This window comes from Haloferax profundi (genome assembly GCF_001469865.1).
Taxonomy (GTDB): Archaea; Halobacteriota; Halobacteria; order Halobacteriales; family Haloferacaceae; genus Haloferax; species Haloferax profundi.
Genome location: NZ_LOPV01000160.1, coordinates 1 through 11,855 on the forward strand (window position 1 = coordinate 1; position 11,855 = coordinate 11,855).

General features: G+C 61.9%; 12 protein-coding genes. 4 read left to right on the forward strand and 8 right to left on the reverse strand.

What is annotated here, in order from left to right:
* The first annotated feature begins 265 nt into the window (after positions 1-265).
* A complete protein-coding gene (locus AUR66_RS08440) occupies positions 266-1,657 on the forward strand; it encodes an NAD(P)/FAD-dependent oxidoreductase (protein ID WP_058572016.1) in 1,392 nt (463 codons plus the stop codon).
* 42 nt (positions 1,658-1,699) lie between these two features.
* The gene (locus AUR66_RS08445; protein WP_058572017.1) at positions 1,700-2,143 is read left to right on the forward strand and encodes a hypothetical protein; all 444 of its coding nucleotides are present in this window, start codon (positions 1,700-1,702) and stop codon (positions 2,141-2,143) included.
* A 305-nt stretch (positions 2,144-2,448) separates the two neighbouring features.
* On the opposite strand, the gene AUR66_RS08450 is transcribed toward AUR66_RS08445, so the two are convergent.
* Positions 2,449-2,778 (reverse strand): hypothetical protein, encoded by a 330-nt coding sequence (locus AUR66_RS08450; RefSeq protein ID WP_058572018.1) that lies wholly within the window; start codon positions 2,776-2,778, stop codon positions 2,449-2,451.
* On the reverse strand, positions 2,779-3,156 hold the full coding sequence (locus AUR66_RS08455; RefSeq protein WP_058572019.1) for a winged helix-turn-helix domain-containing protein: 378 nt from the start codon (positions 3,154-3,156) through the stop codon (positions 2,779-2,781).
* 293 nt (positions 3,157-3,449) lie between these two features.
* Between AUR66_RS08455 and AUR66_RS08460 the strand changes: the two genes are divergently transcribed.
* A complete protein-coding gene (locus tag AUR66_RS08460) occupies positions 3,450-5,135 on the forward strand; it encodes a potassium channel family protein (protein ID WP_058572020.1) in 1,686 nt (561 codons plus the stop codon).
* A gap of 38 nt (positions 5,136-5,173) precedes the next feature.
* On the opposite strand, the gene AUR66_RS08465 is transcribed toward AUR66_RS08460, so the two are convergent.
* Complete coding sequence (locus tag AUR66_RS08465; RefSeq protein ID WP_058572021.1) at positions 5,174-6,169, reverse strand: sensor histidine kinase; 996 nt, start codon at positions 6,167-6,169, stop codon at positions 5,174-5,176.
* 184 nt (positions 6,170-6,353) lie between these two features.
* The gene (locus tag AUR66_RS08470; protein ID WP_058572022.1) at positions 6,354-6,968 is read right to left on the reverse strand and encodes a class I SAM-dependent methyltransferase; all 615 of its coding nucleotides are present in this window, start codon (positions 6,966-6,968) and stop codon (positions 6,354-6,356) included.
* Positions 6,969-7,125: 157 nt separating this feature from the next.
* Between AUR66_RS08470 and AUR66_RS08475 the strand changes: the two genes are divergently transcribed.
* Entirely contained in the window at positions 7,126-8,283 is a 1,158-nt protein-coding gene (locus AUR66_RS08475; RefSeq protein WP_058572023.1) for a methionine adenosyltransferase, read from the forward strand.
* 60 nt (positions 8,284-8,343) lie between these two features.
* Here AUR66_RS08475 and AUR66_RS08480 read toward each other — a convergent pair whose 3' ends face one another.
* From AUR66_RS08480 to AUR66_RS08495, 4 genes are all read right to left on the reverse strand, one after another.
* A complete protein-coding gene (locus AUR66_RS08480; protein WP_058572024.1) occupies positions 8,344-9,183 on the reverse strand; it encodes a CPBP family intramembrane glutamic endopeptidase in 840 nt (279 codons plus the stop codon).
* Between the two features lie 155 nt (positions 9,184-9,338).
* Positions 9,339-10,328 (reverse strand): ring-cleaving dioxygenase, encoded by a 990-nt coding sequence (locus AUR66_RS08485; RefSeq protein WP_058572025.1) that lies wholly within the window; start codon positions 10,326-10,328, stop codon positions 9,339-9,341.
* A gap of 133 nt (positions 10,329-10,461) precedes the next feature.
* Positions 10,462-11,184, reverse strand: a complete 723-nt coding sequence (locus AUR66_RS08490; protein WP_058572026.1) for an MBL fold metallo-hydrolase — start codon at positions 11,182-11,184, stop codon at positions 10,462-10,464.
* A gap of 85 nt (positions 11,185-11,269) precedes the next feature.
* Positions 11,270-11,855, reverse strand: a 586-nt coding sequence (locus tag AUR66_RS08495; protein ID WP_058572027.1) for a helix-turn-helix transcriptional regulator, incomplete at its 5' end; no start/stop codon positions are given.

The following is an 11,855-nucleotide window of genomic DNA, read 5'->3' on the forward strand; positions in this document are numbered from 1 at the left end:
GTCCACCATCGACGAAGACGAGGTCCCCGGTTTCGTCGCGGAACACCACGGGCGCTCTGTTCTCGCCCGACTGGTCTACGGTCATTGACCCGGAAATCGGCCGGACTGCCTGATAAACCTCCGTGCCTAGTTATCAGAGACGGTAGTCGGGCAGGTAAAACGTCTCCGTCTCTGTGTGGATAGCTATCACCACCGAGACTCTCGTCGAACGCGAGGGTCGTATCGGTTCAGGGGGTTTAATACCCGAGCGAAGTGCTGTAGCGGTATGGAACGCGTAGACGTCGCCATCGTCGGTGGCGGTCCAGCCGGAACGTCGGCAGCACACGCTGCTGCGTCGGCTGGCGCTACCGCCGTGGTCTTAGAGAAAGGCGTCCCCCGAGCGGACCGACAGGGCCTCGGTCCGGATTCGACGGACGCGGCTGGTATCCTCGACTACTGGGTGGACATCATGGGAATCGACCCCGACGAGATGCCAGACGACGTCGTCCTCGACATCCTCGACCGGGCCGAGTTCATCGGTCCGAACGAGTCGCTGACGCTACGAAGTACCGGTATCGAGTCCTCCTACGACGAGTTCGGCTACACCTTCCACCGGGCGAAGTTCGACGACTGGATGCGGAGTCGCGCCGAAGACGCAGGTGCCGAGTACCGCCTGAAGGCGTCCGTCCGCGACGTGGAGACGGACCCAGACGCCGGCGTCGGCGCAGACGACCCGCGACACGTCGTCCGTCTGGCGAACGGTGAGGACGTCGGTGCCGACTTCCTCGTCCTCGCCGACGGTCCACAGCGGACGGTCACGAACAAGGTCCTCGACAAGTACCTCCCGTTCGACATCACCGACCGCCTCGCCGCGCCAAAGGTCAACCACATCGCCTACCAGGAACACCGCGAGTTCCCGCCCGAACTGTTCGACGAAGTCGACGGCGCAATCAAGTTCTGGTGGGGCTACATGCCCGGCCACACGGCCTATCCGTGGATTTTCCCGAACGACAACAACGTGTGCCGCGTCGGTCTGACGATGCCAATCGGCCTCGACATCGACGAGGTGGAAGACCGTGACGAGTACGAACTCCTCCGCCCCGAAGACGAGCGTATCCCGCAGGGCCGCGAGTACATCCGCCGACTCCTCGAACAGGAGTACGGCGACGAGTACGACGTCGACGAGGACTTCCCGCTGGTCGAAGACCGAGGCAAGACCAAAGGAACAGAGACGTACGCAATCTCGTCGACGCGACCCATCGACTCGCCCGCCAAAGCGGGCATCGCCGTGACCGGCGGGGCGATGGGTTCGACGTCGGCGTTCCACGAAGGCGGTGACCACGTCGCCGTCAGGACTGGTGCTATCGCGGGCGAACTCGCCGCCTCCGGCGATATGAGCGAGTACAACGAGCGCTGGAAAGACGCCATCGGCGACGAAATCCTCCGAAACGTCGCCATGGCCGAAATCGTCCACGACTACGGCCCGAGCGACTGGGACAAGACGTTCAAGGCCGCTCGCAAACTGCTGGCCAACGACGGTGGATACAAGGCGTTCGACCGGGCCAAACTCTCTGCTGGCTTCAGCGCTGCCAAACTCGCCACGCGGTACAAGAAGACGAAGATGAAGTACCGCAACGGCAAGTACGTCCAACTCGGCGAGTCAGAGTACACGCTGTAAGGGACCGAACCTTTATCTCAGGTTCTGAGGTTGTCTCAGACGATGCCCCCGTCTCAGTCTCGCCGACGCCTCCTCCGTGCTGGCCTCGCACTGGCCAGTACGGGCGTCGTGGCGTCTCTCTCTGGCTGTTCGTCGTTGCGGGGGTGTTCGGATGCAGAGATTTATCTGCGAGCAGAGTTGGTCGGAAACGCGCCTTCGGACGCCGCTGTCGTGGAGTCTGGCGACCCACGCGTCGCCAACAGCGAGTGGGTTCAGCAAGTCGTCGAAGGTGCGGCGGGTGGCCATCCACGCGAATCGAGTATCTCCGACTGTCTGAGCGATTACGACGCGCTTCGTGCTGACCTCGACGCACTCCCCGAATCCGGCGGGCCGAACGACCGTCTGTATTACATCCGCGTCGACGGACAAGTCGTCCGCCTGCGGGCCGTCTTCTTCGAAGGCGAGGAGACGGCGCGGTCGGAACTCGTTTTACCCCCGACGAACTAGAAGCGACTGCGTACCTCAAGTCCCCGTCCGAGTTGTCCCGCTTTGGGAGCGATGACAGAACGGCGAACCCGGGTGCGCAACATCGATAGCAGCGTTTGCAAGTCAGTTCACACTCGACCGCACGACTGCGTGCGGTCGGCTGTGCAACCAGTTGCAAACGCTGCTATACTGGCCGGCAGACGCCGGCGTACTTCGGAACGTCCGCGCCCGAAAGACGGACCGCCTGGCACGAGGGTTTCCCGGTTGACGCGGCACGCCGCCTCGGGATGATACCGGCCGTTAGTGTTCCGGGCGATACCCTGTACTTACTCCAGATACGTCTCCACGGCTTCTACGATGTCGTCGACGAACGGGGCCGTCACGCGATCCTGCCACGCGACGAAGTCCTCATTCCGTGGTGAATGAACCGCCCACGGAGAGACGAACGACTGCCGAGGAACGCCACCGATCTCCCAGACGTCCGCCGAGAGTGGAATCGAGTCGCCGTACTCCTTCGTCGAGATGGCGACGGCGATGTACTGTTCACCGTCGAACGGGTGGGAGTCGTTGTTCACGATGAGCCAGGGTCGCTGCCGGTCGTCGCCGAGTTTGAATGGGTCAGCGCTTCGAACGACGTCACCACGCTCCGGTTGCATCTACGCCGTGTCCTCGCTGGTATCGCGCTCGCTCGGATGCGGCGTCTCCGGGGCTGTCGTGTCCCACTCGTCGACGTCGATACCGCCGTCTTCGTTGTCGAGTCGGTTGCTTACGGTGTGTAAATCGTATGCGGCCACGATTCTCTCTTCGTCGCCCGTAATCGCCCAGTATTCGCCCTTGTGCCGAACCAGCTGACGCTGTTTCAACCGCGACAGAGCAGTTCCAACGGTGTTCGGGCTCTCACCGATTGCACTGGCGATCTCCGAACGAGTGAACGCTTGGTCACGATGCGTATGGAGATAGACGACCACCTGTTCTGGAACGCTCGGTCCCTGTGGGAGGTCTCCAGACTCGAAGTCGTCGATACTCACGGGCATAGAACGAAATTAGTGTGCTGATGTAATTAATGTACGCCTGTACTCTCCGTAGTCGCTACTAGTAGTTTGTCGACTGGTAGTGTTCCGGGCGACACTTACTACAAGACAGTGATACGTCTCGACTGTCCGCTCGGTTTCACGTGTCTCGAAGAGTTACGACAAAGTCCAGACAGTATCCCGGTCCCAGACAGCACAGAGAGGACAGACGACCACTGACCACCGTCTGGACCGCCGCACACCCCGAGTGGCGCGTGATTTTTCTCCGTTTCGCTGCAAGAGGTACGCATCAGACGATGGTCTCGTTCCCAGAATCGATTCGGAGGCTGAAGCCAAGCCGTCGAGTCCGACACGTCATCTACTACGTCATCGGCCTCGTACTACTCGTACTCCTGTACACGGTGGTATACAACTACGCGTTGGCACGACTGGAGGGTGTCGACCAGTCTCTCTTCGCGTCGTTCGAATTCGTCATCCAGACGATGACGACCACCGGGTACGGCCAAGACTCGGACATCTGGAGCCATCCGCTCATGTTCTTGTTCGTCGCCACGACCCAGATATCGGGCATCGCAATCGGGTTCTTCACACTCCGTCTCATCATCATCCCCCTGTTCACCGGTGCCGAGGTCAACCTCGACGACCGACTCAGTCCGAAAAGCGGGCACGTCATCATCTGCGAGTATCGCCGTGACTCAGCAGTCCTTCTGGACGAACTCAGAGAGTTCGGCATCGAGTACGTACTCATCTCGTCTTCACGGGAAGACGCCGAGGCACTCTCGAACCGTGGGTACGCAGCAATCCACGGCTCCCCGCAGGACGCTGAGACGTTCGAGCGAGCGAGTATCGACACCGCACGGACAGTCATCACGGACGCTGGCGATGCGAACGTCAACACGATACTCACCGTTCGGTCGCTCCGGTCAGATGTCGACGTCATCGCGCTGACCGACGACAGCGACATGCAAGAGATACTGCACAAGGTCGGTGCGGACACCGTACTGTCGCCTCACGGCGTCTTGGGGCACCGCCTCGCAGAGAAAGCCGTCGCCTCGTTCAGTTCCGAACTCAGAGATACCGTCGAAATCGGCGGGGACACGAAATTGATGGAGCTTCCAGTCTCCGATTCGAGCGAACTCGTCGGCCGGAGAATCCGAGACACCAACGTCAGAGAGCGAACAGGAGCGACCATCGTCGGTGCCTGGTTCGACGGCGAGTTACAGTTACCTCCTAGCCCAGACGCCATCGTCGCCCCGAACACCGTGCTTCTGGTATCGGGCGGGGAGGAGGCACTCAAAGAACTGAGTGAGTTCACCCGCCCACCCCGCTCGTTCACCGAACACGAGCGATTCGTTCTCGTCGGCTTGGGCGAAGTCGGCCAGTCGGCCAGACAGGTCATCGAAGAGTCGGGTGCAGACGTCGTGACTATCGACGTCGAAGACAGGCCCGGAGTCGATTTCGTCGGGGACGGTGGGTCGAGAGACGTCTTACTCGAAGCGGGCGTCGAGAACGCCGGCGCTATCATCGTCGGTGTCCCCGACGATTCGGTAGCGCTCCTCACGACTGTGCTGGCACAGTCGCTCAACCCTGACATCGAGGTGCTCGTCCGCGTCGGCGACGCAGACACCACGCAGAAGGCGTTCAGTGCCGGTGCCGACTACGTCCTGTCGGTCCCGCGAGTGAGCGCTCGGATGGTGGCCAAAGAACTTCGCGGCGAGGACGTACTGGCACCAGCGAGTCAGGTTCGGCTCGTTCGCGTGCCGGCCGCTCCGTTCGCCGGGTCGACGCTCGCAGATTCGGGCATCTACGAGCAGACCGGCTGTCGCGTCATCGCCATCGAAGACGGCGAAGGGCAGACGAGTACAGTCGACCCGCAGTGGCGATTCACCGGCAGCGAACGGATAACTATCGTCGGGTCCGACGAGACGGTTCACAACTTCCTCAGGCGGTTCGACGTCTCCCCGACTGAACTGCCCTCGTAGCCGTACTCACTGGCCACCTGTGGCTGTCGGTCCACCCCTCAAGAGACGAACTCGACATCTGTCACTTCGAACCGCGCGCCTCCGCTTTCGCTCTCGACTACCCGAATCTTCCACCCGTGAGCGGTCACGATTTCCATCACGATACTGAGTCCAATTCCGGTTCCATCTTCCACAGACGAGTATCCTGCCTCGAACACCTCTTGGACGACGTGCTGTGGAATCCCTGGGCCGTCGTCTTCGACGTAGAAGCCGTCGTCGAGGAGACCGACGGTAACCGAGACGTCGCCACCGTGTTCGACACTGTTGCGAAAGAGGTTCTCGAAGAGTTGTTCGAGTCGACCGGGGTCCGCACGTATCGACCGCTGGTCGTCGTCGACGGCGAGTGTTGCGTCTCCGCTTTGTACGTTCGCCCACGACAGTTTCGCGTGGGCCGAAAGCTCGACCGAGTCGACAGTCATCGCTTCTGCACCTTCGCGAGCGAGCACCAGCAGGTCGCGGATGAGTGCCTCCATTCGCTCGTGTGCTCTCGAGACGGCGTCGAGATGCTCGCTGTCGCACTCCTCGCGCGCCAGTTCCAGTCGCCCCTGTGCGACGGACAGCGGGTTTCTGAGGTCGTGACTCACGATACTCGCGAACTGTTCGAGGCGGTGGTTCTGGAGTGTGAGTTCCTGTTGGCGTCTCTGTCGTTCGGAGATGTCCCGAACGACTGCGAGAACGCGCACGTCGCCGTCGATAGTCGTCTCTCGAAGGTGGACTTCGACGGGGAGTGGTGCGCCAGACTTCGTCTTCGTCATCCACTCGAAGTGTCGCGGTTCTTCTCTCGCTGCCTGTCGAATCAGTTCTTCGGCCCGCTCAGCAGTGTACGGCGGTTCGTCGAGGTGTATCGCGTCGAAGTCCAGTTCGAGAAGCTCTTCACGACTGTACCCGAGCATCGAACAGAACTGCTCGTTCGTTTCGACGATTGCACCGCCTCCGACCTCGTGAAGCAGCACGCCGTCGGGCATCTTTTCGAATATTTCGTGGTAGTCAGACATTTCAGCAGGCTGGTCGGGGGTGTAGCAGGTGTCCCCGTGTGTATCGAGTGGTTCGTCGGGACTGGCATCGACCCTGCGTCGAGCGAGTCACTACCGGTGAATCGACGGTGTACAAGTTAGTGGTTGCGACGAGTGGAACACGAGGGGGTATCGTCTCCGTTCGGGGGGTCGGCCCCTCGCTGTGTCACGTCCGCTGGACGCCGACGAAGTACGCCGGGCCCGAACTCCAGCGTCGTTCGAGGACAGTCCGATACGCGAAGACCACCTCCCAAGTCCCAGCATCACTGAACCGCCGCCGGAGTTCTCCGGGCGAAATTCCGTACGTCGAGCGCTCGTCGTATCGGGCGTCACCGAGGACACAGTAGAGACCCCCACGTGGGACGATGGCACCGAGTTCGGTGACGAAGCGGTCACGCTCTCGGTCACCGAGGAGGTGGAACATCGCCGAATCGACCACCGTCCGGAAGGTGAGACCCGCTTCGCCGAGTCGTGAGACGTCTAGTGCATCCCAGACGAGAAAGTGTGCGCGGACTCGTCGTCCGCTGGCTTTCGCGTTCGCCTGTTGCACCGCGAGCGGCGAGATGTCTATCCCGAGAACGTCGTGTCCGTGCCGAGCGAGGAAGAGTGACAGTTCACCAGTCCCGCATCCGACGTCGAGAACCGGACTCTCGACGAGGCCTGCTTCGAGGAGACGGACGAACGCTCGCTGTGGGCGGCCGATATCCCAGTTCGGGACGCCAGTGTACGCCGCGTCGTACACGTGGGAGAGTGGTCGCTCTCGTGGTGCTGGAGCGCTCATAGATGCGCTCCATTCCCCGGTAGAATCATGCGCTATCTTTCAACGTGACGTCACGTATCCGTTACTCTCTCCCGAGGACTCGACCCGACGTGTATACGAGTCGCGCCGAGGGTGTTCGTCCCCGAGTGACTTTCTCCCTGCCAGTCGATACCACAGTATGGACGACCGCATCTCGGTGAGTCACGCCGACGGTGACCCTGTGAGTCGGCACCCAATCGAGTTCGTCGAGCGAAAGGGCATTGGGCACCCCGACTCGCTCTGTGACGGCGTCGCAGAGGCGGTTTCTCGCCGCCTCTCTCGCTTCTACCGCGACGAGTTCGGTCGCATCCTCCACCACAACACCGACAAAGTCCACCTCGGGGCCGGTCAGTCACGGCCGGCCTTCGGTGGTGGGTCGGTCGTCGACCCGATATACGTCCTCGTCGGTGGGCAAGCGACCACGCGTGTTGCTGGCGAGTCGCTCCCAATCGACGACCTCGCAACGGCGGCCGCGCGGGACTACCTCCTCCAGACGGTTCCAGAACTGGCCCCCGAACACGTCGTCGTCGAGACGCGAATCGGGCAAACGTCCAGCGACTTGGGGTCGCTATTCGAACGCAGTGACGAACCGCTGGCGAACGACACGAGTATCGGTGTGGGTCACGCACCCGGGACGCAGACGGAGCAGTTCGTGCGGACTCTCGAACCGCGACTCCACCGCGAACTCGCCGCCGTCGGAAAAGACGTGAAACTGATGGCGCTCCGTCGGGGTGACCACCTCCACCTCACCGTCGCCGCGGCGATACTCGACTCGCACGTCGAAGACATCCACGCCTACCGGGACGTGCTCGCCGAAATCGAAGCCCTCGTCGAACACCACGCCGAGACGAGCGTCGACTATCCTGTCTCCGTCACCGTGAACAACGCCGACGACATCGACGCAGGGCAGGTGTACCTCACGACGACCGGTCTCTCCGCCGAGGCAGGTGACGACGGAAGCGTCGGCCGCGGCAACCGTGCGAACGGCCTTATCACACCACACCGCCAGATGAGTCTCGAAGCGACTGCGGGGAAGAACCCACTCACGCACGTCGGAAAACTGTACAACTTGCTCTCGCTCCGAATCGCTCGCCGACTCCACGACGAACACGGCGCCACCTACAGCAGTGTCGAACTCCTCTCACGTATCGGTGACCCGGTGACCGAACCGTGGGCGGTCGACGTGGTCAGCACCGTCTCGGAAGGCCGGGCCGTACGAGACGCCATCGTGGCCGAGTTCGGCGACTTGGACGACCTACGAGCAGACCTCCTCGTCGGGCGTGTTCCCGTCTTTTAACCGGGATACCATACGCCGCCTTCGACGCCGACCCGGAGTTCGACCGACTTCGTTCAGTTGTCACTTCGTTGGGTGACTGTGAGTCCCGCTTGTCGGCCGCCGCCAGTGCAACACCACGGCCATCGCTACGAGTGCGGTTCCCACGAGGAGGAACGGGAACATCTCCGGTGCGAGTCCGAGGAACTCCCCGGTCAGGTTCATCATTCCGTGGAAGAGGAGGACTGCGAGGATGCTCCGTTGGGTGTTGTTGTACACCCAGACGATAAGGAGCGTCTGGAGGACGATAGACGGGAGCCACCACCAGAGTTCCGGGTCGAACGTCGTGTTCGCGTAATAGCCGGGGAAGAAGACGAACGGTGCGTGCCAGACGGCCCACGTTCCGCCGTTGAAGAGACCGGCGACTGTCGGGGAGAATCGTTCTTGCAAGGCGTCGAGGTAGTACCCACGGAGACCGATTTCTTCGACGAGTGGGAAGACGAACGACAGGACCAGCACGAACACGAGCGTTTCGGGGTCTGTCAGGAGTCCCCAGACGATGTCCACCGGACGGTCTGACACGCCGAGCGTGAATGCAGCGCCCGCCACGAGGAGGTTGAACGCCGGCCAGAAGAGCAGAATCGTCACGAACCATGTCGGGTTGATACGCCTGAGGTCGGTGAGACGTCGCCACATTCCACGGAGTCGCTCAGTCCCCCCTGTGAGAACCGCCAACGTGACGCCGGCGAGGAGGGGACTCGCACCCCCGACGAGGAAGAAGACCACGTTCGGGAACGACCAGACCGACGTCTCCGAGACCAGTATCGGTGCCCAGAACACGAATGCCCACCCGAGGTAGACGAGGGGGAATCCCCAGGGTCGCGACTGTACTGCTACGTTCTGCAACCGTCTGTACGTCGTCATCGTCCACGTCCTCTGTTCGAGAGACGCACCGTCGTGACGTTACGTTTGAGGCGTTTCCCGAGTGACGGGAACTGCTCACCAGACGAGTGGGTCGCGCCGGTCGGAGAGCCATCCGGTCGCGAGACCGACGAGAAACACGACGGCGAATCAGGCACTCAGTCGTCCGCTTCCACAGACTCTGCCCGCGGTATCGTCACGTCGGTCAATCCAGCCTCTATCTGCTCACGTCGAGCCTCGAACTTTCCGGGGAGGACGAGTCGCCCACCGAGGTCGTCGAGTGGTTCGTCGCTCGCGTACCCCGGGCCGTTGGTGGCGAGTTCGAACAGGACACCGCCGAACTCGCGGAAGTAGACCGAGCGGAACCAATGGCGGTCGATTTGCGGTGTCGGTCGGAGTCCCGCCGATTGGACTGCGTTTCGCATGGACTCTTGGTCCTCGTCGGTCGGTGTCTGGAAGGCGACGTGGTGGACCGTTCCGTGGCCCTGTCGACTACTCTCGATGGTCGGAAGCACGTCGACGTACTTCCCGACGGGACCAGACGCGGCAAATCGGGTTCGTTCGTCGCCTGCCATATCTCCTTGCGCCTGCTCGGTTCCGGCTTCTTCGAACCCCATCGTCTCCAGTAGGTCCATCGTCGGGTCGGGGTCGGCCACCCAGAGCGTCACCGAGTGGAACCCGCGAATCGCGGCTTCCTCGGGGACGAACTCCGTCCACGGGACGGTCGGGTCGTCGTCGGGGATGGCGACTTCGACGAGTTCGACCGGCAGGCCGTCCGGGTCGCGGAAGGGCAGGACCGTCTCGCCGAAGCGTTCGATTCGGTCGTCGTAGTCGACGCCGTACTCGTCGAACCTGTCTTCCCAGTAGTCGAGGCTCCCTTCGGGGACGCGGAACGCGGTCCGTGACACCTGTCCTGTCCCGACCTTCCCGCGCGAGAGGTTCTCCCACGGGAAGAAGGTCATACTCGTTCCCGGCGTGCCCTCAGCGTCCGTGAAGAAGAAGTGGTAGGTGCTGGGGTCGTCTTGGTTGATAGAGCGCTTGGCGAGTCGCAGGCCGAGCGTTTCGACCCAGAAGTCCAGATTCTCCTGTGGGTCGCCAGCGATGCACGTCACGTGGTGGATGCCCGGTGTCGGAGTGGGTGTTGCCATTGTCACGTGGTACGGGCCGGAAGGACTTGAGTTTCTGGCGACGTGAGTGTAACCGGGTGACGTCGGTAGTCACTGCACCCGTAGTGTCGAAGAGAGATGTCCTGCCATCGTGTGTCAGGACACCATCTGTGTCTCAGACGATTGCCGCCACGTCACCGGACCACGGTTCGCCGTGGCCCGAGAGTAACACCACTTCACCGCACGGTTCGAGCTTTCGTATCGACGACCACGCCTTCTCGACGTCGTAGTGTATCGGCGGCAACACTGTCGGCGGAGTCGATTTTCCATCTCGGACGTTGAGTGTCATCAACGCGTCGCCGCAGAAGAGCACGCCTCGGTCCGGGAGGTAAAATGCAGACGACCCAGCAGTGTGCCCGGGGACGTGGATGACAGTCGGGTGACCCGGCACGTCGAGTTCGTCACCATCTTCGAACACTTCGAACTCCGTGAGCGGTGGGACCGACCCGACACCCGAACGCACGACTTCGACGAAGTACGACATCGTGGCGGGTCGCCACAGGTTCTTCACGAAGTCTATCGGCGGCAGTGACCGCGACATCGTGTTGGCGTGCTTGACATCTGCCGGGTGAATCCACACTGGCGCGCCAGTGGCCTGGTGCAACCACTCAGCGAATCCGACGTGGTCGAGGTCACCGTGGGTGACGAGGATAGCCTCGATATCCGAGAGGGTGTACCCGAGTGCATCGACACCCTCTACCAGCAGTTCCCAGTGGCCGGGGAGACCCGCGTCGACGACGGTGAGCGCCCCGTCTTCTTCGACGACGTACCAGTTGATACGCTTCGTCCCGAAGCGGTAGACTCCCTCGGCGACGTGTTGTCCGCGAACGGTGTTCATAGTGGATAGTCGTCCGCAGAACCCATTACGTCGATGTCACGTTCTCGCGATGCGAGAGAGACGCACGCAGAACGACTCGGGAACGCTACTCGTGTGTCTGGTCGAGCGATTCGGAGTCCGCTCTGACCGACGCGTAGAGGCGCTCGGCCCACTGACGGGCGATTGGTGCGTCCGTATCGACGAAGACCTGCATGAGTCCCGTCGACCTGTCGTACCCGCCGATACCGACACGCTCGTCGAAGATAGCGAGGCCGTAGGGGAGTTCGTCGCGAGTTCGGAGGGTCAGGTGCCCGCTCTCGATTGCCTCACGAGCGCGTTCAGGGTACGTCTCGAAGAGTTTCTCGACGATTGTGGGGAGGTAGATAATCTCGGTCTCTGTCGCGCCGAAGAGGTGTTCGTGGAACTCACCGAGGGCCAAGGGAGCCATGTGAGTCGTGTTGAACCCACGGAACGTCTTCGTCTCGCGGACGAGCGTAACGAACCGCTCGACGGGACGGTAGGGGTCTTCTGGGTCCGCCACCGTGACCGTCGCGTCGACGAAGGGTTCGACGACAAATTCCTCGTGGTCGTCGCAGATGACTTCGAGGAGCGGCGTCAGTCGCTGGGCGGTTCGCACGTTCGCTTCGAACCGAAGCACTTCTTCGGCAATCGCCTCGCCGCGACCGGTCAAC

What these genes read in the sequence shown, in the direction of transcription:
- AUR66_RS08450 (WP_058572018.1), bottom strand. Translation starts at nt 2,778, where the DNA reads ATGCAACCGGAGCGTGGTGACGTCGTTCGAAGCGCTGACCCATTCAAA.
- AUR66_RS08440 (WP_058572016.1), top strand. Translation starts at nt 266, where the DNA reads ATGGAACGCGTAGACGTCGCCATCGTCGGTGGCGGTCCAGCCGGAACG.
- AUR66_RS08445 (WP_058572017.1), top strand. Translation starts at nt 1,700, where the DNA reads ATGCCCCCGTCTCAGTCTCGCCGACGCCTCCTCCGTGCTGGCCTCGCA.
- AUR66_RS08475 (WP_058572023.1), top strand. Translation starts at nt 7,126, where the DNA reads ATGGACGACCGCATCTCGGTGAGTCACGCCGACGGTGACCCTGTGAGT.
- AUR66_RS08480 (WP_058572024.1), bottom strand. Translation starts at nt 9,183, where the DNA reads ATGACGACGTACAGACGGTTGCAGAACGTAGCAGTACAGTCGCGACCC.
- AUR66_RS08470 (WP_058572022.1), bottom strand. Translation starts at nt 6,968, where the DNA reads ATGAGCGCTCCAGCACCACGAGAGCGACCACTCTCCCACGTGTACGAC.
- AUR66_RS08455 (WP_058572019.1), bottom strand. Translation starts at nt 3,156, where the DNA reads ATGCCCGTGAGTATCGACGACTTCGAGTCTGGAGACCTCCCACAGGGA.
- AUR66_RS08460 (WP_058572020.1), top strand. Translation starts at nt 3,450, where the DNA reads ATGGTCTCGTTCCCAGAATCGATTCGGAGGCTGAAGCCAAGCCGTCGA.
- AUR66_RS08490 (WP_058572026.1), bottom strand. Translation starts at nt 11,184, where the DNA reads ATGAACACCGTTCGCGGACAACACGTCGCCGAGGGAGTCTACCGCTTC.
- AUR66_RS08485 (WP_058572025.1), bottom strand. Translation starts at nt 10,328, where the DNA reads ATGGCAACACCCACTCCGACACCGGGCATCCACCACGTGACGTGCATC.
- AUR66_RS08465 (WP_058572021.1), bottom strand. Translation starts at nt 6,169, where the DNA reads ATGTCTGACTACCACGAAATATTCGAAAAGATGCCCGACGGCGTGCTG.